At 51.5% G+C, this 26,695-nt stretch carries 23 protein-coding genes; 20 read left to right on the top strand and 3 right to left on the bottom strand.

Features of this window, described 5'->3' with window-relative positions:
* Positions 1 to 395 precede the first annotated feature (395 nt).
* From PBOR_RS26635 to holA, 6 genes are all read left to right on the top strand, one after another.
* Positions 396 to 1,037, top strand: coding sequence for a bifunctional 2-keto-4-hydroxyglutarate aldolase/2-keto-3-deoxy-6-phosphogluconate aldolase (locus PBOR_RS26635; RefSeq protein WP_042216878.1), 642 nt, complete (start codon positions 396 to 398; stop codon positions 1,035 to 1,037).
* Positions 1,038 to 1,299: 262 nt separating this feature from the next.
* A complete protein-coding gene (locus tag PBOR_RS26630) occupies positions 1,300 to 1,542 on the top strand; it encodes a hypothetical protein (RefSeq protein ID WP_042216876.1) in 243 nt (80 codons plus the stop codon).
* Positions 1,543 to 1,628: 86 nt separating this feature from the next.
* Positions 1,629 to 1,793 carry a hypothetical protein gene (locus PBOR_RS37170; RefSeq protein ID WP_157764134.1) on the top strand — a complete coding sequence of 55 codons (165 nt, stop codon included), beginning with the start codon at positions 1,629 to 1,631 and terminating at the stop codon, positions 1,791 to 1,793.
* Between the two features lie 25 nt (positions 1,794 to 1,818).
* Entirely contained in the window at positions 1,819 to 2,370 is a 552-nt protein-coding gene (locus tag PBOR_RS26625) for an RNA polymerase sigma factor (RefSeq protein ID WP_039309588.1), read from the top strand.
* Positions 2,367 to 3,623 carry an anti-sigma factor family protein gene (locus tag PBOR_RS26620; protein WP_042216875.1) on the top strand — a complete coding sequence of 419 codons (1,257 nt, stop codon included), beginning with the start codon at positions 2,367 to 2,369 and terminating at the stop codon, positions 3,621 to 3,623. The genes PBOR_RS26625 and PBOR_RS26620 overlap by 4 nt, the downstream gene beginning before the upstream one ends.
* Before the next feature lie 287 nt (positions 3,624 to 3,910).
* Positions 3,911 to 4,930 carry a DNA polymerase III subunit delta gene (holA, locus tag PBOR_RS26615; RefSeq protein ID WP_042216873.1) on the top strand — a complete coding sequence of 340 codons (1,020 nt, stop codon included), beginning with the start codon at positions 3,911 to 3,913 and terminating at the stop codon, positions 4,928 to 4,930.
* Positions 4,931 to 5,097: 167 nt separating this feature from the next.
* On the opposite strand, the gene rpsT is transcribed toward holA, so the two are convergent.
* Positions 5,098 to 5,370, bottom strand: a complete 273-nt coding sequence (gene rpsT / locus PBOR_RS26610) for a 30S ribosomal protein S20 (RefSeq protein ID WP_039309591.1) — start codon at positions 5,368 to 5,370, stop codon at positions 5,098 to 5,100.
* Positions 5,371 to 5,550: 180 nt separating this feature from the next.
* Here rpsT and gpr point away from each other — a divergent pair, with 180 nt between their 5' ends.
* The 6 genes from gpr to PBOR_RS26580 all read left to right on the top strand — a co-directional run bounded on the left by gpr (position 5,551) and on the right by PBOR_RS26580 (position 12,700).
* On the top strand, positions 5,551 to 6,561 hold the full coding sequence (gene gpr, locus PBOR_RS26605) for a GPR endopeptidase (RefSeq protein ID WP_042139471.1): 1,011 nt from the start codon (positions 5,551 to 5,553) through the stop codon (positions 6,559 to 6,561).
* 159 nt (positions 6,562 to 6,720) lie between these two features.
* Positions 6,721 to 8,133: a stage II sporulation protein P gene (locus tag PBOR_RS26600; protein ID WP_042216871.1), complete on the top strand. Its 1,413-nt coding sequence runs from the start codon at positions 6,721 to 6,723 to the stop codon at positions 8,131 to 8,133.
* A gap of 29 nt (positions 8,134 to 8,162) precedes the next feature.
* Positions 8,163 to 8,678, top strand: a complete 516-nt coding sequence (locus PBOR_RS26595) for a hypothetical protein (RefSeq protein ID WP_042216869.1) — start codon at positions 8,163 to 8,165, stop codon at positions 8,676 to 8,678.
* A 213-nt stretch (positions 8,679 to 8,891) separates the two neighbouring features.
* A complete protein-coding gene (gene lepA, locus PBOR_RS26590) occupies positions 8,892 to 10,703 on the top strand; it encodes a translation elongation factor 4 (RefSeq protein WP_042216867.1) in 1,812 nt (603 codons plus the stop codon).
* Positions 10,704 to 10,943: 240 nt separating this feature from the next.
* Positions 10,944 to 12,116 carry a radical SAM family heme chaperone HemW gene (gene hemW, locus PBOR_RS26585; protein WP_042216864.1) on the top strand — a complete coding sequence of 391 codons (1,173 nt, stop codon included), beginning with the start codon at positions 10,944 to 10,946 and terminating at the stop codon, positions 12,114 to 12,116.
* A gap of 92 nt (positions 12,117 to 12,208) precedes the next feature.
* Positions 12,209 to 12,700, top strand: a complete 492-nt coding sequence (locus PBOR_RS26580) for an N-acetyltransferase (protein ID WP_042219970.1) — start codon at positions 12,209 to 12,211, stop codon at positions 12,698 to 12,700.
* Between the two features lie 376 nt (positions 12,701 to 13,076).
* On the opposite strand, the gene PBOR_RS26575 is transcribed toward PBOR_RS26580, so the two are convergent.
* The gene (locus PBOR_RS26575) at positions 13,077 to 13,784 is read right to left on the bottom strand and encodes a hypothetical protein (protein WP_218918863.1); all 708 of its coding nucleotides are present in this window, start codon (positions 13,782 to 13,784) and stop codon (positions 13,077 to 13,079) included.
* A gap of 231 nt (positions 13,785 to 14,015) precedes the next feature.
* On the opposite strand from PBOR_RS26575, the gene hrcA reads away from it, so the two are divergent.
* The 4 genes from hrcA (at position 14,016) to dnaJ (ending at position 18,988) form a co-directional block, all read left to right on the top strand.
* On the top strand, positions 14,016 to 15,047 hold the full coding sequence (hrcA, locus tag PBOR_RS26570; RefSeq protein WP_042216861.1) for a heat-inducible transcriptional repressor HrcA: 1,032 nt from the start codon (positions 14,016 to 14,018) through the stop codon (positions 15,045 to 15,047).
* Between the two features lie 49 nt (positions 15,048 to 15,096).
* Positions 15,097 to 15,687, top strand: coding sequence for a nucleotide exchange factor GrpE (gene grpE / locus PBOR_RS26565; protein ID WP_042216859.1), 591 nt, complete (start codon positions 15,097 to 15,099; stop codon positions 15,685 to 15,687).
* Positions 15,688 to 15,797: 110 nt separating this feature from the next.
* Positions 15,798 to 17,645, top strand: a complete 1,848-nt coding sequence (dnaK, locus tag PBOR_RS26560) for a molecular chaperone DnaK (RefSeq protein WP_042216858.1) — start codon at positions 15,798 to 15,800, stop codon at positions 17,643 to 17,645.
* A 218-nt stretch (positions 17,646 to 17,863) separates the two neighbouring features.
* Entirely contained in the window at positions 17,864 to 18,988 is a 1,125-nt protein-coding gene (gene dnaJ / locus PBOR_RS26555) for a molecular chaperone DnaJ (protein ID WP_042139464.1), read from the top strand.
* A gap of 571 nt (positions 18,989 to 19,559) precedes the next feature.
* Here the strand turns inward: dnaJ and PBOR_RS35720 are convergent.
* Entirely contained in the window at positions 19,560 to 23,918 is a 4,359-nt protein-coding gene (locus tag PBOR_RS35720) for a S8 family serine peptidase (protein WP_218918862.1), read from the bottom strand.
* Between the two features lie 478 nt (positions 23,919 to 24,396).
* Between PBOR_RS35720 and PBOR_RS26545 the strand changes: the two genes are divergently transcribed.
* The 4 genes from PBOR_RS26545 (at position 24,397) to PBOR_RS26530 (ending at position 26,675) form a co-directional block, all read left to right on the top strand.
* Positions 24,397 to 24,753, top strand: coding sequence for a hypothetical protein (locus PBOR_RS26545; protein WP_042216855.1), 357 nt, complete (start codon positions 24,397 to 24,399; stop codon positions 24,751 to 24,753).
* Positions 24,754 to 24,788: 35 nt separating this feature from the next.
* Entirely contained in the window at positions 24,789 to 24,968 is a 180-nt protein-coding gene (locus PBOR_RS26540) for a YfhD family protein (RefSeq protein ID WP_039300782.1), read from the top strand.
* Between the two features lie 149 nt (positions 24,969 to 25,117).
* A complete protein-coding gene (locus PBOR_RS26535) occupies positions 25,118 to 25,492 on the top strand; it encodes a hypothetical protein (RefSeq protein WP_042216852.1) in 375 nt (124 codons plus the stop codon).
* Positions 25,493 to 25,763: 271 nt separating this feature from the next.
* Entirely contained in the window at positions 25,764 to 26,675 is a 912-nt protein-coding gene (locus PBOR_RS26530; protein ID WP_042216850.1) for a methyl-accepting chemotaxis protein, read from the top strand.
* Positions 26,676 to 26,695 lie beyond the last annotated feature (20 nt).

The following is a 26,695-nucleotide window of genomic DNA, read 5'->3' as shown; positions in this document are numbered from 1 at the left end:
TGAATTCACTTCGCAAAACTCGCTACGGAAGCGTACTCTAAAAGTGTGGTAAGCATAAGCTAAGGTTCAAGAACAAACCCCGTTAAAAAAGTTTGGGATAGAATATAAGTTGAAATTATCACATAAAACGGTTTTGTACAATATGGCATTGCTCATTCAGCGGTCTTATTTTATAGAAAAAGAGAGTACTTAAATTTGAAAACCGTTGATACATAAGCATTTGATGCGTTTATCTGAGGTGTATCGTCTTTGTTCACATAAATATATATTGACTGATGGCAACAATATTATTACTATTTTCTTAGAAGGATAAAGTCTATTGTTAGTAAATTAGATAAATTAGTTTATCTAAATAAATATTCTTATCAGAATGTACCCAGAGAGGAAGTTTCTAAATGAAGAAAATCAAAGTATTGCAGAACATCACTTCTGTTGGCGTTGTAGCCGTTATCCGCGCGGATAATGCCGACGATGCTTATAAAATGTCGGCAGCCTGTATCGAAGGCGGACTGAACAACATTGAAGTCACCTTCACGACTCCGGATGCGGATGTGGCGATCAAGCGCCTCGTTGCCGAATATGGAAGCCGCGCTGTGATCGGCGCAGGTACAGTGCTCGACCCGCTTACCGCAAGAATCGCAATTCTGGCTGGTTCTGAATTTGTAGTCAGCCCTTCTTTTGAAGAAGATACAGCCAAAATGTGTAATCTTTACGGCATTCCTTATATGCCTGGCTGCATGACGCTGAATGAAATGAAGGAAGCTCTGAAGCTGGGCGTGGATGTGCTGAAGCTGTTCCCTGGCAGTGCGTTCGGACCGGACTATGTCAAGGCAGTTAAGGGCCCGATGCCGCATGTGAACATTATGCCTACCGGCGGTGTGGATCTGAACAATATGGAGAAATGGATCAAGAACGGCTGTATCGCTGTCGGCATCGGGGGGAACCTGACTGCACCGGCCAAAGAAGGACGTTATGACCAGATCACGGAGCTGGCTGCACAGTATGTGGCGAAGTTCAAGGAGATCAAGGGCGCGTAATTAAGCGGATCAGTTCACGGAGCTAAAACCTATAAATAATGACAAATGTCTTGCCTGTATTGGGCAGGGCATTTTTTTGTCGTGAGAATTCCTTCATTATAGTGCTGGAGATGTGCGGCGTTCCGCTTATGCCTGTGGCAGGCCGGGTGATTTCCCGGATGTGTAAATGATGGAAAAAGGCCGATCAGGGCAATACTTACAACTAGGACTGGGGTGCTGAAGCGCCTGCCGAAATTGATAAGCTTTCCTGAAAGGTGATGCCATGCCGGGCGACGATGTTCACAGCAAGCTGTATCCCACTCTGAATATGGAAGAGGCGGAGTATATAGAAATCCGCTCCACTGTACACGGCTGCAGGGTGACTGCAGGGGCTTTTTATAAGCTGCACCGGAACTATAATCATCCGCAACTTTTTGCGGAGGGGGAAGTATATGTGCTTGATGATGATTCCAGAGAGAATTATGCTGTCCTCCTGCTGTGCGCAGCTACACTTTATAAATTATAGGGCAGTCTTCTCGCAGGGGGTTATCTTGCGGGGCTGCCTGCTTTTCATGTCATTTTTGTAACAAAATTCTATAAAAGAGTATTTGAATGATTGAAGCATCCCCTGTATGCTTAGTAAGGATTATGGACCGGTCTGCGGCAGCCGCAGAAAACGGAAACCTGGTCTTCATTATGGCGTTATTATCCAAGTTTGGTATTCCAAAAATATTGATTACAGGCTTGCAACAAATTCGCAGTCTTGCGCGTCAGTAAGATTGCATAGAGAGGGGGAACCTTCGTGGTGGAGCAGGGACTCATCAGAGCCGCTCAAGCGGGCGATCGCGACGCTCTAATCACCCTATTGCGAGAAATTGAAGGGCATGTGTATAAGACGGCCTTCTACATTCTGCATAATGAACAGGATGCTCTGGATGCATCCCAGGAGGCATTAATCCGGGTGTATACCAAGATCGGCTCCTATGAGGAGAAGGCCCAGTTCAAAACATGGGTTCAGCGGATCGTGACGAACATCTGTATTGACAAGTTCCGGAGAACGAAGCCTACAGTTTCTATCGATGAGCACGAAATGGTGTTCCAGGATAATAAACATAACGTAGAGCGCGAAGTGATGTCGGGTTACCTGGCGGAGGATATCCGCGAGGCGATCGATCAGCTTCCTGAGCATCACCGGACGGTGATTGTACTCCGGTATTTGCAGGATTTTTCTTACAACGAGATTGCAGACTGTCTGGATCTGCCTTTGAACACGGTGAAATCCTACCTGTTCAGGGCGAGGGCGCAGCTGCAGAATAGACTTCAGGAGTATCAGAAAGGTGGTGTGTCAGGATGAAGTGCGCGGAGGTGATGGAATGGATGCACCGCTATTTAGATCATGATCTCAGTCAGGAAGAAATGCTTGAAATGTTCCGTCATATCGACGATTGTCCTTCCTGCGCGGAAGTCTTTGACCGGCTGACGATGCTCTCCCGCCAACTGGAGGAGCTGCCGGATGTGAAGCCTCCTTTCAGTCTGGTCGACTCTATCCTGCCGCAGCTTGAACAGCTGGACCGCGGCGTCCGGGAGGAGCCGGTTATGGTGGGATCTGAAGATCCCAAGATTGTTCCCTTTACACGCCAAAGCACCCGCGGCAAGAAGTCCAAGGGCGCTTCAATAGCAACGCGGACAGGCATCGGCGCTGCTGCGGCAGCGGTGATTCTGTTATTCGCCGTCTTCAACATGCCGGAGAGTATGCCGGGCGCGGATATGGATCAGGCGTATAATGCAGCAGGAAGTGAAGCGACCTCTAAGATGATGACGGAATCCGCAGAGAATGCAGCTCCGGCGGATGCAGGACAGAACAACAGCACTGACGGCGGCGCTGAGGTCTTCTTCTCAGAACCAGCCACGGCGGAGCCTAATGCTGAGGGCGCGGCTCTGAACAGTACAGGGCCTGCTGCCGGGGATAGTGCGGATGTTGCAGACAAGGCTGACGGAGCGGACGCAGGCCCGGCTCCGGCCAAGGAGCCTCCGGCAACGCAAGCCCCTTCCGCGAAACGCAATGCCACTGCGCCGCCGGCAGATAATTCCCGGAAGGGCAGCAGCGGGAATGATGACCGTGCCGCTGATCCGGCTGCCCAAAGCCAGATCTTCATGGGCACGGCCCAGGAGGATGCGGCGGCTGATACCGCAGTTCCGGAACAAGGCGCTCTGCAGGATCCGAACGCAGCGGAGCCTGGAGCGATGGGTCTGCTGCCTGCACTGGTAGCCCCCCAGCCTTCATGGCCTTCCCCGGACGGCCGTTATACGGCAGAACTGTTCGGTCAGCAGGTTGTGATATACCAGGCTCCGGCAGGCAATGCAGAGGGAGAACGGGTTGCGCTGACTTCTCTTCCAATAGAAGGGACCTGGGTCTCCGGCGTATGGTCAGAGGATGGGAGCCAGTTCACCTATGTAACCCAGCTTCAGGACGGTACGCAGGCAACGAAGGTATACACGGTTCCGGCGGACACTTCAACGCCGCTGCCTTCCGTATCTCCTTCGGTCCCGGCTTCCCCTGGTTCCAGCCCGGCTATTACTCCGGACGCGGCAACGTCCAATAAATAATCGCGAACTGGAACTTTTTAAGCACCTGCGGAATATGCTATGGTAAGAGGACAGGAATTACAGGATTTGCGAGTATCATCGGTATGACCGCCGGATGGTAAGTTTCTAGAGCTTCCCTCTCCGTCGTTTATATAGATGCGCCGCTGAAACGGAGCAACTTTGGCCCTGGCTGCCGAGGTTGCTCCGTTTTTGCCTATGTTTGCAGACGTTTTTTTGTTAAAATGTATGAATGTATGAGTTGTACGTTGTACGCAACCAGGCAATGAAATGGAAAAGGAAGTGGCGGGATGGATGCCAAAACGGCGGCCAAAGACATCAAGCAGGGGAAGATTTCACCGCTGTATGTACTGTATGGCAGCGAGAAATTCCGGATGAATGAATTCACGGCCATGCTGGAGGAACACCTGATAGCCAAAGAGGACCGCGATTTCGCGGTGATTCCCTTCGATCTCTCCGAAACGCCGGTGCAGGCCGTCATAGAAGAAGCAGAGACGGTTCCGTTTATGGTAGAGCGCAAACTGCTGCTGGTGCGGGATGCCGCCCTGTTCACGGCAGGCAAGGAGAACGCCAAGATTGAACACCGCGTAGAACTGCTGAGCGATTATATGCAGCACCCTGCCGAATTCAGCGTGATTGTATTTATGGTGAATAACGATAAGCTGGATGAACGCAAAAAAATCGTCAAAAGTGCCAAGGCCTCCGGTACCGTCTTAGCCTTCAATCCGCTGGGCGCAGAGGAGCTGCTCCGCTGGGTGGAGAAGGGCTTCCGCGACCGGGGCTGTACGGCTGCGCCGGGAACGGCTGAAGCGCTGATCGCAAGTGCCGGCACCGGGCTGCAGGGCCTGTCGGCAGAGATGGACAAGCTGTGCTTGTTCGCCGGTACAGGCGGGAAGGTGGATGCTGCGGCTGTAGAGAGTCTGGTCCACCGCGGTACGGAGCAGAACATATTTACACTGGTGGAGGACATCGCGAATCTGCGCCTCGATAAGGCACTGAATACACTCTATGAGCTGCTTAAGCAGCGCGAAGAGCCGATTAAGATCGCGGCGCTGATCGCCCGGCAGTTCAGAATCATCCTGCAGGTTAAAGATCTGTCCGGACTGAGCTATTCGCAGGGGCAAATTGCCTCCCAGCTTGGGCTGCATCCTTATGCGGTGAAGCTGGCGGGAGAGCAGGCCCAGAAGTTCGGCAGCCAGCGTCTGCGGCAGATTCTCAGCATTCTGGCTGATCTCGATTATCAGATGAAGACAGGCGCTATTGATAAAGTGCTGGGGCTGGAGATGTTTATGCTTCGTCTTGGCGTGTAATCAGGTACAGGTTAGGGTAACCCAAGAGCCTGTCCGCTCCGCTTCCATGCGGGTGTACAGGCTCTTGGGCTGTTCCGGTATATGAAAAAAAGAACACAAAAAAACCTAACCGTATGCAGCATAGCGGTCAGGTTCTTCAAGTGCTCGTTATGATTGTCGCCCGTGGCTTAAGCTTGAGCCTTCAGAGCGTTCAATTTCTTAGCCAAGCGGGATTTTTTGCGGGCAGCCGCATTTTTATGAACCAGGCCTTTAGTTACAGCCTTGTCCAGCTTTTTGGAAGCAGCTTGGAAAGCAGCGTGAGCAGTTTCCACTTCCGTACCTGTCAGTGCTACATCAGCAGTTTTCACAGCTGTACGAAGCGCGGACTTCTGGGAAGCGTTCAGTGCACGGCGTTTCTCGATCGTCTTGACGCGTTTAACCGCGGATTTGATATTTGGCATTGCATTCACCTCCTGGAAGACATTCGAAATCATCATATGATTCACAACTTAAAATAGTTTAGCATGAAGGGTTACAAAAAGCAACACTAAAAGCTTTTGAATTATAGCACCGGGGATTGTATAAACAGCGGCTTTCTCTCGCACACTATCGGCAATATGCTTAAGGAGGCTGAACTAATAATGGAACTGGATCTTCAGCTGTATTCGGTACGTACGGATTTGGCAGTGGAAGCAAAGGAAATGGCTCAGGCGCGGTCCAATGCGCCTATTCCCGGCGTCAATGAAGAGGTGCAAGAAGCAGATGGCATCAAGGTTACCCGGCTTGCTGTAGCAGACAATGCCGGTTCCCAGGCTATCGGACGGGCTATCGGCAATTACGTGACGCTGGAGGTTCCGGCGCTGCGCGGAGGAGATACCGGCCTGCAGCAGAAGGTTTCCACCGTGTTTGCCCGCGAATTCGAGCATTTCCTGGACAGGATTGGCATTAACCGGAACTCCTCTGTACTCATTGTGGGACTGGGTAACTGGAATGTGACTCCGGACTCTCTTGGACCGCTGGTAGTAGAGAATTCGCTGATTACCCGGCAGTTCTATGAACTGGTTCCCGATCAGGTCTCGCCCGGCTACCGTAACGTGAGTGCGATTGCCCCTGGTGTGCTCGGCCTGACCGGCATTGAGTCCAGCGAGGTTGTGCAAGGGATTGTAGACCGTACGAAGCCGGATGTGATCATAGCCATTGATGCGCTGGCCTCCCGTTCGCTGGAAAGAATCAATACGACGATCCAGATTGCCGATATCGGCATCCACCCGGGTTCAGGCATCGGCAACAAGCGGCGGGGGCTGACCAAGGAAGTGCTGGGCGTTCCCTGCATTGCCATTGGCGTCCCTACTGTCTGCTACGCCTCAACCATCGTCAACAACGTGCTGGAGATGATGAGCAATCATTTCGGGAAGATGGAAGGCGGCGGTGCCCATACCAAAGAGATTATGGGACTGCTGGACGATATCTCGGAGCAGGAGCGGCTGGCACTGGTTAAGGAAGTACTTGAACCGCTGGGGCATGACCTGATCGTTACTCCCAAAGAAATCGATGAGTTTATTGAAGAGATCGCCAACATTGTCGCCAGCGGACTCAACGCTGCACTGCATGAAGCGGTAGATCCGGGCAATGTCGGAGCCTATACGCACTGATCTTCACCGTTCTTCACAGGCCCGCACAGTCTGCCTCAAGGCAGCACTGTCAGCGGGTCTTCTCTATGTCCTCTCATCCTGAGGTTCTAGCATTACTCTTTCGCTCATAGATTTGGAGTATGAGAGATTACAGAGGGCTTAGAGGAGGACATAACAATCATGAACAGAAAATGGTTTCAGCTATGGAATATTGGCCGGCTGCGGGGAAGGCTGCTGGATGTTCTGTCGCTGGGAAGAACGATGCTGCTGCTGGCCGGAGGTTCACTTGTATTTTTCATGCTGCTTGGAGCCGGCGGATTGGCCGGACAGAAGCTGAACTCTTCACCCATTCCCTCTATGAAGGGCTTGGCCGCGTCACTTTCCAGCGGATTCTTCATGGAGCTGCTGGGCATGGAGGTTCCGCATTTGCCGCAGGGTGAGGAGCCTTCAGCATTCTCGGGCGACAAGGTTACCTCCTTCGTATTCCGGCTGCTCACCAGCGTCGACCCGGGTGATCCCAAAAGTCTGGTATCGCGTGAGATGCCCGGCCTTGCGGCAGATGATCCCTTCCTGCTGCGGGAAGGCTCCGGGGGGACAGGTACCGCAGGGGCGCCTGCGGATTATCATCCCGGTGTCGATGAATTAGCGGCTGGTGGAGAATCGGGAAACGGTGCTGATCCGGGAACGGACCTGGGCACAGACACAGAGGCGGGGACCAATGATCCGCCTGCCGGAGGCGAAACGGACAACCCGGGTGGAGAAATTGGGCAGCCGGAGGCTACGCCTGCACCGGATTCAAGCGGTACGGGTACAGACCCTGGTGAGAGCGAAGGTTATTCCGGAAGCGGTGATGCTGAGAACGGTACCGGGGATACCTCGGTCAAACGTATCCTAATCTATCATTCCCATCCCCGCGAGGCCTATAATCCTCTGCTTGGCGCAGCAAGCGATAATCCAAGCTCTGCGGTTCCTTCCAAGAATGTAATGCTGGTAGGATCATATATTGCCAAGCGGCTGGAAGCCCGCGGGATAGGAACTGTCCATGCACAGGAGGATTACGCCACGGAGGTGCCGGATTATAACTGGAACTTCTCCTATAAATATTCACGCATGACTGTGAAATCAGCGATGGCCGCCAATCAGGAAATGAGTGAGCTGATCGATATCCACCGCGACTCGCAGCGGCACGGCAAAACGACAGCGGAAATCAATGGGAAAAATTATGCGCAGGTGTATTTCATCCTCGGGCATGCGAATAAGAATTGGAAGCAAAATGAGGCCTTCGCCAATCAGATCCATCAGCTGCTGGAGAAAAATTATCCGGGAGTATCGCGCGGTATATGGGGGAAATCCTCAGGAAACGGGAATAATGGGGAGTATAACCAGACACTGTCCCCGAACAGCGTGCTGATTGAGGTAGGCGGAATCGATAATTCTGCCGAAGAGCTGAAGCGGACAGCAGATATTCTGGCAGATGCCATCGCGGATGTGTACTGGGCCAGCCGGGATGCAGAGAAGGCGGCGGCGCCTGAACAAGGCGATGTCAAACTGGAAGGCACGAGCACGAAGACATCTGCTGGCGGTGCTTCCTGAACTAATTCACTTGAAAAGGAGCGGGGAATATGACGCGGTTCGGAAAAAAGCTGGTCATGGTCGGGATATGGGCGGGAGTCGGGCTTCTGGTGGGTCTGCAGTTCGGCGGCGGCAGCGGTTCAGGAGTCTCCGGCGTGCTGCCGGGCTGGAACACTGTAGCCGGGAATACTGCCGCCGGCGGACAGCTCCAGGCGGGGCAGAGCGGCACAGCGGGAGCCGCGTCTCTTCCGGCCGCGGGTAAGGCCCAGGGCGGGCAAGCCTATGTGTATGTGCCGGTTGTCATTGATCCGGCTACGGGTGCCTACAAGGTACTGCCGGTGCAGCAGCCGGCTGCAGCTGGTACGGATGCAGCAGACGGGACGGGCAGTCTTCCGCAGCAGGAAGTGAAGGACTATGCTACCCTCAGTCCTGAGCAGATTCTGATTCCTGAGGAACAGAAGCCCACCGTAGATGTGCTCGCGGACAAGACAGCCGGTCTGCTGCAGCAGGCTTCGCAGAAAAGCATCCGCTGGGTGGTCTCCCTCTTCGATTCATCGGAGGAGTGAAGAGGTGTACGTGTGCTGCCGGACAGACTTTGAAAGGTAATCGACGGTTGCCGCTTAATTGGAGCGGGCAGCCGTTTCTTTTGTATTGATTCTCCTGTGGTTATTGGCTATCCAGACCGTTTCTTTATATTCCTGCAGCGGGCGGGATTGATGGGCGAAGCCCGTACTGTTATAATAAGTGGATTAACATTAGGCTGTCTGTGGGGGTAAGGAATGACTGACGTTCAGAAACGACAACAACAAATCCGCAATTTCTCGATTATTGCACATATAGACCATGGCAAATCGACACTGGCTGACCGTATTCTGGAGTATACAGGTGCGCTCACTTCGCGTGAAATGCAGGAGCAGGTACTCGATCAAATGGACCTGGAACGCGAACGCGGCATCACCATTAAGCTGCAGGCTGTACGCCTGACCTATCGTGCCGACGATGGACAGGATTATTATCTGAATCTGATTGATACACCGGGGCATGTCGATTTCACCTATGAGGTATCCCGCAGTCTTGCCGCCTGCGAAGGCGCACTTCTGGTAGTGGATGCAGCGCAGGGGATTGAAGCCCAGACCCTGGCTAACGTGTATCTGGCACTCGATAACAATCTGGAGATTCTTCCGGTGCTCAACAAGATTGACCTTCCGAATGCCGATCCTGACCGGGTGAAGCAGGAGATTGAGGATGTAATCGGGCTGGATACGAGCGAAGCTGTTCTGGCTTCGGCCAAAGCCGGCATCGGCATTAAGGAGATTCTGGAGCAGGTCGTTAAGCAGGTTCCGGCGCCGACAGGCAACTCCGAAGAACCGCTCAAGGCTCTAATCTTCGATTCCCACTATGACCCATACAAAGGCGTTATCGTCTATGTCCGCGTTATGGACGGAAGTATCCGTGCCGGTTCCAAGATTAAGATGATGGCAACCGACAAAACCTTTGAAGTTATCGAAGTCGGAGCATTCATGCCGCGTATGACCATTGTGCCTGAACTGAACATCGGCGATGTCGGGTTCATTGTGGCCGGGATTAAGCATGTTGGCGACACGCGTGTCGGTGACACGGTGACGGATGCCAAGAATCCGACGCCTGAACCGCTGCCGGGCTACCGCAAGATCAATCCGATGGTCTACTGTGGTCTGTATCCGATTGAGACCTCTGATTATAATGATCTGCGTGAAGCCCTGGAGAAGCTGCAGCTGAACGATGCTTCCCTTAGCTTCGAGCCGGAAAGCTCCAGTGCACTGGGCTTCGGCTTCCGTTGTGGCTTCCTTGGACTGCTGCACATGGAGATCATTCAGGAGCGGATTGAACGCGAGTTCAATCTGCCGCTGATTACTACAGCACCAAGCGTTATATACCGCATTAAGCTGACTAACGGTGAGACCATTCAGATCGACAATCCGTCGCATTATCCGGAGATCGGGACGATTGACTTCATTGAAGAGCCATATGTGAAGGCGGGAATTATTGTACCTAACGACTTCGTAGGTACAGTTATGGAGCTATGCCAGAACAAACGCGGCGAATTCGTCAACATGGAGTATCTGGATACGAACCGCGTAACCATTACGTATGAGATTCCGCTGTCCGAGATTGTCTATGACTTCTTCGATCAGCTGAAATCCGGCACGAAGGGTTATGCTTCCTACGATTATGAGATCTCCGGATACCGCCAGTCGAATCTGGTGAAGATGGATATCCTGCTCAATAATGAGCAGGTCGATGCGTTGTCCTTCATCGTTCACCGTGACCGCGCATATAACCGCGGCCGGGTCATCTGTGAGAAGCTGCGCGGCATTATTCCGCGCCAGATGTTCGAGGTGCCGATCCAGGCATCCGTCGGCACGAAGGTAGTTGCGCGCGAGACCGTTAAGGCGATGCGCAAGAACGTACTGGCCAAATGCTACGGCGGTGACATTTCGCGTAAGCGGAAGCTGCTGGAGAAGCAGAAGGAAGGTAAGAAGCGCATGAAGCAAGTCGGCAGCGTTGAGGTGCCGCAGGAAGCGTTCATGGCTGTGCTTCAGATTGAGTAGCAGCGTGTAAGCTCCTTGGAGCTTGCGGCTATGTTATTGACCTGCAAGGGAAGCCGTAAGGCTTCCCTTTTCTGGAAATGTTATATTTCTTGAAGAATCAGGATGAAGAGAATAATCATCGCTTATTTCTCGCAGAAACGGGTGCCGTCCTAATCAGGGCGGTGCAGCCGTTTCTTCTTACTTTTCAGCAGCAGAGGCTGCGGATAGCTTTTAACATTAAATAGAACAAAGGAGACAGCTATGAACACAGCGAACAAAGGCCGTCCCCCTGAGGCCGTATATATTCATATCCCGTTTTGCACCAATAAGTGCTTCTACTGCGATTTCAATTCCTATGTCCTGAAGGACCAGCCGGTTATGGAGTATCTGTATGCCCTTGACCGTGAGATGGAATTGACCGTGAAGAACACGCCTCCAGGTGTAATCAAGACCATTTTTGTCGGCGGCGGTACGCCTACAGTGCTCAAGCCTGATGAGATGGCATATTTCCTGCAATCGGTCCGCAGACATTTCCCGCAGTGGGATGAGAATATCGAATTCTCTATGGAAGCTAACCCCGGCACTACCGATATTGATAAGCTCAGAGTAATGAAGGAAGGCGGCGTCAACCGGGTCAGCTTCGGCGTTCAGGCGTTCCAGAATGAGCTGCTGAGCGGGATCGGCCGCATTCATGATGTGAATGATGTATACCGTAGTCTGGAGAATGCCCGCGCTGTCGGGCTGGATAATCTTTCGCTGGATCTGATGTTCGGCCTGCCGAACCAGACGGTGGATATGCTGAGAGAGAGCATCGACAAGGCGCTGGCGCTGGATCTTCCCCACTATTCTATCTATAGCCTTAAGGTCGAAGAGAACACGCTGTTCCACACTCTATTCAATAAGAACAAACTTCCCCTGCCGAATGAAGAGGATGAGCTGGCGATGTATCTGCTGCTTATGTCCACCATGGAAGCTGCGGGTTATACGCAATATGAGATCAGCAACTTTGCCAAGCCGGGAATGGAGAGCCGCCACAATATTACTTACTGGCGTAACGAGGATTATTATGGCCTAGGTGCCGGAGCGCACGGATATGTGGGCCGGCAGCGGCATATGAATATCAAAGGCGTTAATCCGTATAATGAGGCTACGCGCAGCGGGCTGCCCCGTCTGGACAGCTTCCCTATCTCCGAGCAGGAGGCGATGGAGGATTTCATGATGGTCGGCCTGCGGATGCGCGAAGGGGTATCGGATACGGCATTCCGCTCACAATTCGGGAAGTCGCTGGAGGATATTTTTGCGGGATCGCTGCATAAAATGCTAAAGGCCGGGCTGCTGGAGCAGGCCGGGGACACCTATCGTCTGAGCAAGCAGGGAATCCTGTTCGGCAACGATGTATTTGGAGAATTTGTCGGTGCTTTGACAGAAGTTTAATTTTAAAATACCCCTTGAATTGTAATTCACTCTGTTGTATATTTATTCATATTAACAACGAGGGGTGAGTCAAAGTGCTTGTCAAAACGGATATGTTCCGCAAGGTATCTCCTGCGGGAGATCAGCAAGTGATATGCAGAAATGCTACAGTGGAGGATGTAGAGCCGCTGTATCTAATGATAGAGGAATACGCTCAGCGCGGAATTATGCTGCCCCGTTCCAGGCAAGCACTGGCCCGCCAGATCGATCAGTTCGTGATTGCCGAAATCGGCGGCAGATTTGTTGGCTGCGGATCCCTGTTCAGACTCGGAAGCGACCTTGTTGAGGTACGTTCGATTGGTCTGCGTGATGAAGGCAAGGGCAAAGGCGTAGGCTCGATGATTCTGGAGAAGCTGACCGAAGAGGCCAGACGCCAGAAAATTCCTAAGATTATGGCTTTGACCTATGCCGTGGATTTCTTCCTCAGAAACGGCTTCGATGTTGTGGACAAAGAGATTTTCCCGGAGAAGGTCTGGACCGATTGCGTGAACTGCAAGAAGCAGCATGCCTGTGATGAAATCGCTGTGCTGAAGAGATTGGATTAATCGGGAGCCACAGGTTCTGCGGCAACCTATATAAATAAGAAACCACTGCCCTGCGGATCGGAAGCTCCGGGGCAGTGGTTTTTTGCGCGGATAAGAGGATGTTACACTTCACTCTATATAGTGAATATTTGGACCTGTGCTGCTGTTGTCGCAAGAACTTCTCGATGAGAAATCCTGCACATAATACAACATTTACCTCATTATCTCGCCCATAATCCGAAATTGTTGTAGAAAATGCAGCATTTCATCTCCCCCAAGACGCTAAGCGGGATAATTGTTGCATTTCGTACAACAATCTGTCTGAACACCTGCCTATCTAAGAATCTAAGTTGTATAACGTACAACATTTCCGCTTCGCGCACAAGTGATCGCCCCGTTACCTGGCATAAATAAGCTTGCGTTGCTGCTCTATCAGCTCGGCCAGTTCAGGTGTTGCATACGCGGAAGGCTGAAATGAAGGGAACATCGTATTATAGGTAACTCTTCGGGTGGACCCGTCTTTCATTTCGATTTCCATCCAGTATTTGTCGCCCACCCAGCTTTTCGTCTGTTTGGACAGCTCTTCGAACGGAATGTACTCCAGCTTGGGGAATTCCCGGATAAATATGGCGTTGGCCTCCGGGGTAAAGTCCATCAGATCAGAACCGTCATTGCCGCTGATGAAACGGACGGTTTGTATTTTGCCCTCGGCATCCAGCAGATCGTTGAGGGTTCTGGCTGCAGGATTGCTGGACGCCACATAGAGCCGGTCCCCCGCCCAGATTCTTGCCGACACTTTATATCCCTCGGCTTCATAGAGCTGTGTGCCTGTCTTAAGATTCGTTGCATCTCCATCCTGCAGCTCTTGGCGGGGACACCTATGCTCGGATTTGCTGTAAGTAATCTTGCCGATAGCCTTGCCTTTACCCAGTACACTGAGATTAGTCTCGGTATTATCATAATACTGGACACTATCCCATTGCAGGATGGATGCATAATCTACATCACCATAGTAGCACTTGTTCTGAATTATTTTGCCGGTACAGCCTGTAAGCAGCATTGCACCTAAGACTCCGGCGATAATAGTGCATAACCATGATTTCATCAAGCGCATTTCATCACCCCTTGTTTATCTGACGGTGTAGCGGATGAATGGTTGCGGTGTCATATCGGAATAATGGTTTTATCTTGAAAAAATTGCATCCGGCAGTGCTTTATGATTTGTGAAACTGACTTGACAATGCCAAGGTCAGTTTGGTATTTTTGTATTAGTGGTTAGCACTCATCTAACTAGAGTGCTAACGAATCGGAGCCACAGCCGATAGGAGGGAATAACATGTTAACTGAACGCCAGAGAATGATACTGAATGCAATCGTAGATGATTATATTCTTTCCGCTGAGCCGGTAGGCTCGCGCAGTATCTCGAAACGCGGGGATGTAGGCTACAGTCCTGCGACGATCCGCAACGAAATGGCTGATCTTGAGGACCTGGGATACCTGGAGCAGCCTCATACTTCGGCAGGGAGAATTCCTTCCCATAAGGGCTACCGCTATTATGTGGATCATCTGGTACCGTGGAATTCCGCCGAAACGGCCGAACTGGGCACGATCCGCGCTTTTTTCGCCGAGAAGCTGAATGCGACAGAGCAGGTAATCCAACATGCGGCAATGATTCTTTCCAATATGACGAATTATACTTCCATCCTGCTGGGACCGGAGGTTTTTCATACTTCATTGCGCCATTTTCAGCTGCTTCCGCTCGATGACAACACTGCAGTGGCGATTATCGTTACCAGCACCGGTCAGGTGGAGAACAAGATCGTCAACCTTCCTCCGGATATTTCTGTATCCGAGATGGAGAAGGTCGTCAATCTGCTGAACAGCAAGCTGGTGAATGTACCGCTCTATAAGCTGAAGAGCCAGCTCTATTCCGAGCTGGGCGAGGAAATGCAGCGTCACATCTCCCACTATGAAGAATTAATGCAGGTGCTGGACACGGCGCTCGAAAGCGACCATGAACAGCGCATCTATCTCAGCGGCGCAACGAATATGCTGACCCAGCCGGAGTTCAAGGACGTTGACAAGGTGAAGAATATTCTGGACCTGCTGGAAGAGACGCCAACCCTGCTCAAAATGCTTACTCCAACAAGCGGCGGAACGGGGATGCAAGTGCGCATTGGTACAGAGAATAAGCATGATGCCTTTGCGAATTGCAGTCTGATTACCGCTACCTATTCGCTGGATGGCAAAGCGCTGGGAAGCATCGGCATCCTGGGGCCGACCCGGATGGAGTATGCTCGAGTGATGGGCATTCTGGGGATTTTGTCCCGGGATTTGACAGCGATGCTGGCACACTGGTATAAGTGAACAGAGCGTAAATGATTATCGTGAATAATGTTAAGGAGGTGAAGACAACTTGAAAGAGGAAGAGATTCAGGAAATGAATGAACAAAAGGATCCCTCCATAAATGAGAACCAGGCTGCTGATGAGGCTGAAGCTGCAGAAGGCACTGGCACATTTACGGCTGAAGAGGCCGGCGAGGCGGCTTCAGACAGTGGAGAGGAGTTCGGACGGCTGCAGGAGCTTGCGAATGAACATCAGGCGCGTGCACTGCGCGTACAGGCTGATTTCGATAACTTCCGCCGCCGTACACAGAAGGAAAAGGAAGAGCTGGCGCAATACGCGACTTCCAAGCTCGTAACTGAATTGCTTCCGGTACTCGACAACTTCGAGCGTGCACTGGCAACAACTCCGGCAGGCCCGGATTCCGAGGCGTTCACCAAAGGCATCAATATGATTTTCCGTCAGCTGGACGGGGTACTTAAGTCTGAAGGACTTACAGCCATGGAAACGGTAGGACAGCCCTTTAACCCTGAATATCATCAGGCGATCATGCAGGTGGAGAGCGAGGAGCACGAGGAAGGCATCGTGACGGAAGAAGTCCAGAAGGGCTATCTCCTGAAAGATAAAGTTCTTCGTCCGGCCATGGTCAAAGTCAGCATGTAGTTCTGTCTATATAAGCGAGCTTGAATTTACGAAGACAACGTTTCACCACAATAACAATATGAATGGTTGAAGCCCCGGGCTTCACATTATGTCTGAGGAGGCAAATTACAGTGAGTAAAGTTATCGGTATTGACTTAGGAACCACCAACTCTTGCGTTGCCGTTATGGAAGGCGGCGAAGCCGTCGTTATCCCGAATCCGGAAGGCGCGCGTACAACCCCATCGGTGGTAGGCTTCAAGAAAGACGGCGAGCGTATCGTCGGCGAAACGGCTAAACGCCAGGCTATCACGAATCCGGACCGTACCATCGCTTCCATTAAGCGCCACATGGGTACGAACCACAAAGAAAGCATTGACGGCAAAGACTACTCCGCACAGGAAATTTCGGCGATGATTCTCCAGAAGCTGAAATCCGATGCTGAAGCATATCTGGGCCAGACAGTAACCCAGGCCGTTATTACGGTTCCTGCATATTTTAATGACAGCCAGCGTCAAGCTACGAAGGATGCAGGCAAGATTGCCGGTCTCGAAGTACTGCGTATCGTCAACGAGCCAACGGCAGCAGCACTTGCTTACGGTCTGGAGAAATCCGAAGACCAGACCATCCTTGTCTATGACCTTGGCGGCGGTACGTTCGACGTATCGATCCTTGAACTGGGCGACGGCTTCTTCGAAGTAAAAGCTACCAGCGGTGACAACCGTCTGGGCGGTGATGATTTTGACCAGCTGGTTATGGATTATCTCGTGGCTGAATTCAAGAAAGAGCAAGGCATTGATCTGAGCAAAGATAAAGCGGCTGTACAACGTCTGAAGGATGCTGCGGAAAAAGCGAAAAAAGAGCTGTCCGGCGTACTGACTACTACGGTATCGCTGCCGTTCATCACGGTTGTTGACGGAGTACCACAGCACTTGGAGGTCAACCTGACCCGTGCCAAGTTCGACGAACTGACTGCCAGCCTGGTAGAACGTACCCTGGGACCAACCCGTCAAGCGCTGAGCGATGCGGGAATGACTCCTGCTGACCTGAACAGAATCGTGCTGGTCGGCGGTTCCACACGTATTCCTGCCGTACAGGATGCGATCAAGAAGCTGACAGGCAAAGAGCCTCACAAAGGCGTTAACCCGGATGAAGTCGTAGCCCTTGGTGCTGCTGTTCAAGCGGGCGTGCTGACTGGTGACGTTAAAGACGTGGTACTGCTTGACGTAACTCCGCTGTCCCTCGGTATTGAAACTGCAGGCGGCGTATTCACGAAGATGATCGAACGCAACACTACGATCCCTACAAGCAAATCACAAGTGTTCTCGACCTTCGCGGACAGCCAGCCAAGCGTGGAAATCCACGTATTGCAGGGTGAGCGCCAGATGGCGAACGGCAACAAGACACTGGGACGCTTCATGCTGAACGAGATTCCACCGGCACCACGTGGCGTACCGCAGATCGAAGTTACCTTTGACATCGATGCCAACGGTATCGTTAACGTATCTGCTACGGATAAAGGCACCAACAAGAGCCAGAAGATCACTATCACTTCTTCCAGCGGCCTGAGCGATGCTGAAGTAGAACAGATGATGAAGGATGCCGAGCTGCACGCTGAGGAAGACCGCAAGCGTAAAGAACTGGTAGAAGCGAAGAATAACGCTGACCAGCTCGTATACTCCACTGACAAAGTCATCAAAGACCTTGCTGACAAAGTTGACGCTTCCGAGATCGACAAAGCGAACGAAGCCAAGGACAAGGTGAAGGCTGCGCTTGAAACTGACAACCTGGAAGAAATCACTGCCGCTACAGAGGCGCTGAATGAGATCGTACAGCAGTTGTCCGTGAAGCTGTATGAACAGGCTGCACAAGCCGAGCAAGGCGCTGAAGGCGGTCAAGGAGCTTCTGAAGGCAACGCCAAGAAAGACAACGTGGTAGACGCCGATTACGAAGTGGTTGACGATGAGAAGAATCAAGGGTAACCTTAAACGATAAGTTTCTATTTGGTGAGAGGGGAAGGTCAAAACCGGGGCATCCCGTGTTTTGGCTTTCCCTTTAAAATGTAAGGATTTATGGGTTTCCCGTCATAAATTTCTTCTTACATTTCTCGAAGAAACGGTGCCGTCCCCGCGGGACGGCGTAGCCGTTTCTACTTGCCATGTTAAGGGCAGAAGAATAACGATGTACGGAGGTGAAAGCAGTGGCAGATAAACGCGATTATTATGAGGTTCTGGGCCTCGGAAGAGATGCTTCAGACGAAGATGTGAAGAAAGCGTACCGTAAGCTGGCGCGCCAGTATCATCCGGATGTGAATAAAGCTGGCGATGCAGAAGCCAAGTTCAAAGAGGTTAAGGAAGCTTACGACGTCCTCAGTGACGGGCAGCAGCGGGCTCGTTATGACCAATATGGACATATTGATCCTAACCAGGGCATGGGCGGCGGCTTCGGCGGCGGCGGCGGAGATTTCGGCGGTCTTGGCGATATCTTCGACATGTTCTTCGGCGGTGGCGGACGGCGTGATCCGAATGCACCGCAGCGCGGCGGAGATTTGCAGTATACAATGACCATTGAATTCAAGGAAGCGGTATTCGGTAAAGAAACCGATATTACCATTCCGCGCACGGAAACCTGTGATACCTGCTTTGGCTCCGGTGCCAAACCCGGAACGAAACCGGAGACCTGTTCCGTATGCCACGGCAGCGGCCAGCAGGAATTCGTGCAGAATACACCGCTTGGACAGATGCGTAACCGCCGTCCCTGCTCACACTGCAGTGGTACAGGCAAAATCATCAAGGAAAAATGTACAACATGTGCGGGCCAGGGCAAGGTTAAGAAACAGCGCAAGATTCATGTGCGCATTCCTGCCGGTGTCGATGACGGCGCGCAGCTGCGCATGACCGGTGAAGGCGAAGGCGGCACACGCGGCGGCCCGGCCGGAGATCTGTACATTGTCTTCCGCGTCAAGAATCACGATTTCTTCGAGCGCGAGAACGATGATATTATGTGCGAGGTTCCATTGACGTTCGCTCAGGCGGCGCTCGGTGACGAGATTGAAATTCCTACACTTACGGAAAAAGTGAAGCTCAAGATCCCGGCAGGCACACAGACCGGAACCTTCTTCCGCCTCAAAGGCAAAGGTGTTCCTCATCTGCGCGGCAGCGGAGTCGGCGATCAGCATGTCCGCGTCATTGTGGTCACGCCGAGCAAGCTCAGTGATGAGCAGAAAGACCTGCTCCGCCAGTTCGCCTCCCACAATGGAGAGAACACTCATGAGCAAGAGCAGTCCTTCTTTGACCGCGTGAAACGTGCGTTCCGCGGGGACTAATCTCTTAACAGCAGCGCCCGCCCCCATGGAATTGGAGGCGGGCGTTTTTTGCTATGTGCACCTCACTTTAGACATTAGCCAAACCAGTTACCGGCCAATCGCTGCGGGACTGGAGGCATATATCCTCAATTCCACGGCGATTGATTCGTTACCGGCAAATGGAGAAGTTGAGAGGGGGTTGTAGGCATAAATGTTGTACGTTTTGCAACTTGGGTTCATAGATAGCCGGGTGCCCGGGCGGATTGTTGTATGAAATGCAAGAATAATCCTGCTAAGCCGCTTGAAAAAGGTGAAATCCTGCTTTTTATACAACAATTCTGGATTTAGGCTGATATTAAGAAGGGAATGTTGTATTATGTGCAGGATTTCGTTGTTCGAGAAATTCTGCTAAACATAAGGGGATCTGCAGGGGAGAAGATATGACGATCCTGCTGCAAGCACAACTATTCCAACAGTCCGGTTCATAGACAGCACTATCTTGAATCTGTACAAAAACGGCGGCAGCATCCTGATTAAGGATACTGCCGCCGTTACTTTTGGGGCATATTACTTATGAAATACAGTATTCCGTTTACTGATTACGCAGATCCTCGAGCACACGCTCCAGGATTACCGCGGCCTGGGCACGCGTCAGGGTACCTTTCGGGTTGAAGGTGTTGTTGCCTACACCCTGGAGGTAGCCTTTGCTTACTGCATAAGCGATTGCGTTCTTGGCATTAGCCGAGATGGAACCTGCATCCTTAAAGGTCAGCGAGGAGGAAGTGACATCGGCACCCAGTGCCTCAGCCAATATTACCGCTGCTTCTTCGCGGGTCAGGACATCACGGGAGCCGCTCTCCTTGATGTGTATTGTCCAGGTGTCGCCTTTGCCGAGCAAGCGGTCGAACAGGGTCAACAGCTCAGCCTGATTCAGGGTGTCGGCAGGCTTGAAGCTGGCCGTAGTTCCTTTACCGGCTACGATACCGTGAGCGGCAAGAACTTCGACAGCATCCTTGGCCCAGTGTACGCCGATATCGGAGAAGCTTGCATTACGGGCTGCAGCAGTGTAAGTGCCATCGCCGGTAATGCTGAACTGCAGCAGGCCGTCTGCAGGAATGGTGCCTGGCTGCAGATAACTCCATGAATTTTCAGCAGACTCTTTATAAGCTCCTGTCTTGCGGACATCCTTCAAGCCGTCAGGGTTCAGGGCAAGCTGTACAAATACAGGTTTGCTTGTCGTCCAGCCGTTCTTGAGGGTCAGTGAGGAGGAGCCGATATCAATGCTTCCTGTACTGCCGCTTAGAGGGGCGGTATCCGCTTCCTCATTCAAACCGATTGTGACGGTTAGGCCACTGGCGGTAATGAAGTCTGGAAGTGTGCCAGCCGGAATGATCAGGGAGAATCCCTTGCCGTTCAGGCTGAGTGCACTTGCGGAGCTCTTCAGCTTGTCCGCTTGGGCAGCTGTGAGTACAATGCTAACTTGTCCATATTTGGAGAAGTCTACATCAGTGATGTTCAGTACCACACTGTTGTTCACCGCACTCTTCAATGCTGCATCCAGAACGGAGTCCGAAACAGCCAGGCTCGCTGTAGGCTTTCCGCCTGCAGGATCAGCAGTTTCAGTAATCTGCCCGGAAGCCGTATTAGTGCCTGCAGCTGGTGTTGATGTACTTGTAGATGGTGATGGATTACTGGAGCCGGATAGCGGCTCTTTGACAACGACACTCACGGTCGATGAACCTGCCGGAATTGTTGCCGAGTAATTGTCGCTCCAAAGCTTAATATCCGCTAGCTCAAAAGTATAGGTTCCGGCTTTAGTCGGAGTAAAGGTGAACTGTCCTAAGGATCCGGTACCAATTCCATCGTAAGCTCCGTCTGTTACATGCACGCCGTACTGCTGGACATCGCGTCCGTCCTCCAAATGGATCAGGTTCGTATATTCAGGCAATGGTACACCAGGGAAATGAGTTTCCTGATAGGTTGCCAGCTGTACGCTTGACTTGATATTTGGCTGAGCCAGGCTATTGCTGTAGAGCAAATTGAAAGTGGCTCCGTAGATACCGTACACATTCTCAGTTACGGAGAAGCCGGCATCAATGGTAATCGAATTACCCAGCTCAACAGTCGCACTGGAAGCTGTAGGTGAGACCGTTGCTACTGTCTGATCTGTGTTGTAACGCAGAAGCTGGTTATAGTCAAGCCAACCGTTTGAAGCGTAATCGTAAGCGTACAGATAGAACTGATTCAAGCCCTCGGTCAAAGGAACCTCAATTTCAAAATAACCGTTGGAATCAATATAGCCGTCCGCTTCTTTTACGGTGCCATCCGGTTCTTCATAGGCGGCAGAAACTGCAAGCAGATCATTCGGATCCGTCTCTTCATCGATCAGCTCGAACATCAGATCGTAAGCAATGACGCCACTAATGGTTGCACTTCGTGGTTCCTGCTCGTTCGTCCGGGCGTGCTCCGTTATTGTTGCACCGCTGACTTCCGGTGCTTCACGGTCAATAATAACAATAGCAGACAGATCTTTGAAACGGGTCGTTCCGTCCAGGACAGGAGTTATGGAATAGATGCCGTCAGGCAATACATAAGGCTCACCCTGAACATCAATGACGCCAGTCCATTCCGGTTCTTCATAGAGGCCCGGGTAGAATTTCTGCCCTGTAGCATACACGTCTCCGACAACCGTTGTAGAACCATCCAGTGAAACAACTTCCAGCGCTAGGTTTTCTACGGTTTCATTTACAGAGAAGGTCAGGTAGGTGCTCTCCAGAAGCCCGTCACCGTTAGGTGAAATGAACTCGAAATTCTCTGCACCGACTTCGAAATTCGTGATTGTGTCCGGTTTGTACTGCGCACCTACTACCACGCTGAACGGCAGAGTCAGAGTCTCTGTACCTGAAGTTAGCGTCAGTACACCTTCGTACTTTCCAGTCTCCGCATTCGCAGCTACCGTCAGGGGCACCTGGAAGTAATGATCTGCTTCAACAGAGGTTTCAAGATTGGCAAAATCAATACCTTTATGGGTTGGAGTACGCCATTCCACATCAATAGTGAAAGTGTCGGGTTCCCCAGTCAGGGAGTCTACATACACGGTCTTCGTCACAGTGGACGCCGCAGTCACCAGTCCGAAGGACAAGGAGCCTGTGTCATAGTTAACCTTAGGTATTTCTGTTTCCGGACGTTTGGTATCAAGCACCTCCGGAACACGGGCGATGGCAGTGGCACTAAGTGCTTTTGGAAGATCAATCAGCCCGGCACCCTGCTCGTATACACTGTAATATTTATTATTCCGGTCGGAAAGAGTCGTGGCATTATTGGCTAACAGGATTTTAACCTGGTCCGGAGTCAGGGAAGGCTCTTCCCCGTTATCAGGAATGCTTGCGCTCAGCAGCAGTGCAGCAGCCCCGGCCACATGCGGGCTGGCCATACTGGTTCCGTTGAGCTTGGTGTAACCTGTTTTGCTTTCCCAATCCGGTACGGATGAATTCACCCCGACACCCGGAGCCGTTACATCCGGCTTGATGGTGAAGTCCGGAAGTGCAGGTCCGCGCGAGCTGAAACCGGCAATGAGGTTGTCTTTATCTCGACCCACAGAGAAGGACAGCTTATTGCGGTTCGCTGCCAGTTCAGCTTTGATCGCTTTGCCTTCGTCCTGGGTGATGCCGTAAGTAGGGACTCCGGTAGCATCAGTAGCAGCATTGAGATCACCTGCTCTGTTGTTAGCAATCAGCAAGCCGACAGCTCCTGCTGCACGGGCATTTGCGGACTTGTTCACGAAGGTGTTGGTTCCGCGGTCAACAATCGCAATTTTACCTTCAACATCTGCATTCTTATAATCATCTACAGTAAGCCCAAGTCCGGCATAGACAACTTCCAAGCCGTTGGCTTTTCCGGGAAGTCCTTCTTCAGAAGCCTGGATACCATAGACAGTCTGGGTAACACCCACCTTAATGAACGTAATATCGGCAGGGGTCGTAGAAGCGGCGACTGAAATGGTGCGGTGCGCACCGCCTGGTGTACCGACGGTTTCCGCTTCGGGACCGGCGTTACCTGCGGCCAGTACAACGGTGACACCGGCAGCAGCAGCGTTATCCACTGCAATGGCATCAGGCGAATACTGCTGGTTCACATCTGAACCGAGCGAGAGGTTAATAACATCGGCACCGTCGGCTACGGCTCTTTCGATACCGTCAATAACGTCGTCCGTAGTGCCGCTTCCATATGGACCGAGCACGCGGTACACATAAAGCTCAACATCCGGTGCTACGCTCTTGATAATACCAGAGACGTGTGAGCCGTGAGCCGTCTCATAAGGATTGCCGTTGATTGGCGCATAATCGGAATCAGGCGCTGTCTCTGACGGATCGTCGTCACCGTCGACGACATCATACCCGCCTTTATAAATTTCCTCCAGGTACGGATGCGTACGGTCGATACCGGTATCGATTACGGCAACCTGGATTCCTTCACCTGTGATGCCATCCTCATTCAGTTCATCGGAACCGAAGATATCCCCGTTTCCAACCTTTTCGGCAGCCCCGGCATCCTTAAGGGTTTCGGTAAGAGTAGAGGCATCTGTTGCAGTTTCCAGCGCTTGAACCTTCTGGTTAGGGAAGACCGCCTTCACACCAGGTAAGGTCAGCAGCTTGTCCACTTGATTACCCGGCAGAGTCACAGAGTAGCCGTTGAATACTTCCGTATATTCATGGCCGGTGGTTGCACCGAGCGCAACGGCAGCGGCAGCGAAGCTGTTATGCTCCGTGCGGAGAATATTGCGCTGCAGGGCAGGCGCTTTGCTCTTGGCGCCCTGGTTCTCAGCTACTTTGACCGGGTCGCTCTGCAATTGGACAATGAAAGTTACTGGTGCTGAAGTAGTGATGTTGCCCGCATAATTCTGCGGTTTGGAGTTTATCGCTGAAGTGTAGTTCTGGATGGAAGATTTCAATGAGTCCGGGGTGTTGCCAAGCCTGGAGTTAAGCAGAGAGACTTGATTCTTGAGATCCGGTGCTGCCGGTAAAAACGAATCGCTACTTGCGAAAGATGCGGAAGGAAAGAGAATTGAAACAGCTAGACTAAAGCTTGCAGTGCCTAGGCCAAATTTGCGAATGGAGCGTCTGAACATTTAATATCCTCCCCAGTAGTATTTGATTTTGATTGCTGCAACCTTATAAACCGGTTCTCTCCCTTCCTAATGGCTTAATGCTTTGCAGAAAAATAATTGTGAAAATTACATTTATTTTACAGGCAATTTACAGTTTGGAATATACTACTTTAGTACCATATTACGGTAAAGTGGTGAATAAATTGTCGAAAACCGATTAAATTACTTGGTTATTGGAAAAAAAGAATAAAAAACTCCCCGTCAAGACACCATAAACTTGTACAACATATAGCTTAAATTTCAAGAGAGCGGGGATACGGTCTTGGAAAGATATATACTGGCGTACTTCAGGGCTCCAGAAGAAGCGGAAGGAGTCTCCCGCAAGCTGCAGGCATTGCGCGTTGAAGAAGTCACTATTGACAGGTTCAGCAGGTTTGGCGGGAACGGGCTGCAGTCCGGAGTGAATCCGGTCACCGGCAATTTGGCGAGTATGGATTCCATGACCGCAGTCAGTGAGCATACGGGCATCCTCTCCGCATCGCATACGAGCGGCAGCGGGATGAGCCACGGCGGGGATGGCGGACCGACAGGCAGAAATATTCTGCTGACTGTAATTGTGGATTCGGCCATTTACGATCAGGCGCTGACACTTATTGAGGAAGCCGGCGGAATGATTTGATTGTCAAATAACATTACCTGGGAGGCTGATGGAAAGTGGACAGAGAAAACTCGAAAATATTCTCCAAAACGGAAAAATTGAAAATGCTCTATGAGGCGAAGGCGGAGGATGTTGAATTCTCAGCGGCTGAAGCGGATCACGATGATATAGAAGCCATGGACAGGTCACGGGAGGCTGACAAAAGACAGCTGGAGGAGATTCTGAAGAAGGAATAGCGGAAACCTTCCTTATAATGTGAGTTTAATAATGTGATCTTGGCCAGTTCATAATGCGAAATGTTGCAGAGGATGCCCCACAGAAGTGGGGTATTTTTGTGTGCAGCCGTGTATAATGAAGAGATAGGCCATACCGGGAGGTTACTTACGTGAATACAGTTATTTTGTGGGTTGGACTGGCGTTGCTGGTTGCGCTGCTAACCTTCCTGAACCAGAAGCAGGTCTATTCTTCCAAAGTAAAAAAGGCTTACCGCGAGCTTCGGGAGCTTGCCGCTAAAGTCCGTGCAGAGCAGTCGGAGGCCGCTGATCTGGCAGGCTGGGAAACTTCACTTGCCGAAATGGAGAAGCACCCTAATGAGTTCAACAAGCTGGACAATGAGATCGGTCTGCGGCGTGCCTTCGTCCAGTATCTGGAGCGCCATTATCCCCGTGATGCCAGGCTCCCGGATCTGCAGGAAGCAGCTGCATACCAGAAGGATAGTGTGTGGGGGATTAAGATGGGGGATTACGGCCCCAAGAAGTAGTCCAGAACGGTACATACACCCGGAAGAACCGCATACTCTGCCTTCCAAAACTCGAAACCCCATTCTCCGCCAGCCGGGAGTGGGGTTTTCTATCTAGCTGGACCGTGATTGGCAGCCGGACGGTTACCTTGCGCAGCGGCATCATCTACACTGATTTTTTTAATTAATATAATCCAAAATGCCCAAACATCCGTTAATATGAATAAAGCGAAACATAACTGATATAACACAAAAAATAGATAAAAATTGAGATTTGCGGGGAGCTGTCATAATGGAGAATCTATCAGTCCAGGAAGTCACAGATGCACTGGTTGTCAAAGCTTTGGAAAAGAATCTCGCATTGATCCGATTTGATCTTGACCGCCGGGTAGCCTTTGTCAATGAGGTGTTTGCCGGCTCGATGAAATACAAGGTAGAGGAAATGTACGGGATGCAGCACAAGGAGCTGTGTTTCCCCTCGTTCGTGAACAGCCCTGATTATGAACTATTCTGGCAGAATCTGTTCGCCGGACGGAGCTTTCAGGATAAAATCGAACGGATGGACGCGGAGGGGAATTCGGTCTGGCTGGAAGCTACATATATGCCGGTGTTTGATGAGACGGATACGCATGTCATTGGAGTGTCGAAGGTGGCGACCAATATCACGGGCAGGCAGAATAATATGAACCGTGTAGTAGAACAGATGCAGGAAATGGCTGACAGTCTGAATCAGCGTGCGGAAAAAGGAATCGAGCGGAGCCGGGATCTGCTGATGAGTATTGATAAAATTGCTGAAGTGTCGAGCGAAAATACGGATACGCTGCTGAATCTGCAGAAGCAGGCCGCGGCCATTCACGGCGTTGTACAGACCATCCGTAATATTGCATCACAGACCCATCTGCTTGCGCTTAACGCGGCTATTGAAGCTGCTCATGCCGGTGAATTCGGCCGGGGATTCGACGTAGTAGCCAAAGAAGTACGGAAGCTGTCCGCAATGGTTCAGGATCAGATCACAGAAGTGCGCGACAGTGTCCAGGCTATCACGGAGGAAGTAGGAAGAATATCTACCGGACTTAACCTGGTTCAAGAGAATGTGGGTGTGAGCCAGCAGCAGATTCAGGTAGCCCTGAATGAATTCACGCTGATTGCTTCCTCTGCGCAGGAACTGGACAATCAGGCGCGTGAAGTAATGAACATCGTCTGATGTTTGCCTGCCCCGAATGC

The sequence above is a fragment of the Paenibacillus borealis genome, from assembly GCF_000758665.1.
In the GTDB taxonomy this organism is placed as follows: Bacteria; Bacillota; Bacilli; order Paenibacillales; family Paenibacillaceae; genus Paenibacillus_AQ; species Paenibacillus_AQ borealis.
The sequence above is the reverse complement of the archived record's forward strand: the minus strand, read 5'-3'. Positions and strand labels throughout refer to the sequence as shown.

What these genes read in the sequence shown, in the direction of transcription:
- PBOR_RS26635 (WP_042216878.1), top strand. Translation starts at nt 396, where the DNA reads ATGAAGAAAATCAAAGTATTGCAGAACATCACTTCTGTTGGCGTTGTA.
- PBOR_RS26630 (WP_042216876.1), top strand. Translation starts at nt 1,300, where the DNA reads ATGCCGGGCGACGATGTTCACAGCAAGCTGTATCCCACTCTGAATATG.
- PBOR_RS37170 (WP_157764134.1), top strand. Translation starts at nt 1,629, where the DNA reads ATGATTGAAGCATCCCCTGTATGCTTAGTAAGGATTATGGACCGGTCT.
- PBOR_RS26620 (WP_042216875.1), top strand. Translation starts at nt 2,367, where the DNA reads ATGAAGTGCGCGGAGGTGATGGAATGGATGCACCGCTATTTAGATCAT.
- holA (WP_042216873.1), top strand. Translation starts at nt 3,911, where the DNA reads ATGGATGCCAAAACGGCGGCCAAAGACATCAAGCAGGGGAAGATTTCA.
- rpsT (WP_039309591.1), bottom strand. Translation starts at nt 5,370, where the DNA reads ATGCCAAATATCAAATCCGCGGTTAAACGCGTCAAGACGATCGAGAAA.
- gpr (WP_042139471.1), top strand. Translation starts at nt 5,551, where the DNA reads ATGGAACTGGATCTTCAGCTGTATTCGGTACGTACGGATTTGGCAGTG.
- PBOR_RS26600 (WP_042216871.1), top strand. Translation starts at nt 6,721, where the DNA reads ATGAACAGAAAATGGTTTCAGCTATGGAATATTGGCCGGCTGCGGGGA.
- PBOR_RS26595 (WP_042216869.1), top strand. Translation starts at nt 8,163, where the DNA reads ATGACGCGGTTCGGAAAAAAGCTGGTCATGGTCGGGATATGGGCGGGA.
- lepA (WP_042216867.1), top strand. Translation starts at nt 8,892, where the DNA reads ATGACTGACGTTCAGAAACGACAACAACAAATCCGCAATTTCTCGATT.
- hemW (WP_042216864.1), top strand. Translation starts at nt 10,944, where the DNA reads ATGAACACAGCGAACAAAGGCCGTCCCCCTGAGGCCGTATATATTCAT.
- PBOR_RS26580 (WP_042219970.1), top strand. Translation starts at nt 12,209, where the DNA reads ATGTTCCGCAAGGTATCTCCTGCGGGAGATCAGCAAGTGATATGCAGA.
- PBOR_RS26575 (WP_218918863.1), bottom strand. Translation starts at nt 13,784, where the DNA reads ATGAAATCATGGTTATGCACTATTATCGCCGGAGTCTTAGGTGCAATG.
- hrcA (WP_042216861.1), top strand. Translation starts at nt 14,016, where the DNA reads ATGTTAACTGAACGCCAGAGAATGATACTGAATGCAATCGTAGATGAT.
- PBOR_RS26530 (WP_042216850.1), top strand. Translation starts at nt 25,764, where the DNA reads ATGGAGAATCTATCAGTCCAGGAAGTCACAGATGCACTGGTTGTCAAA.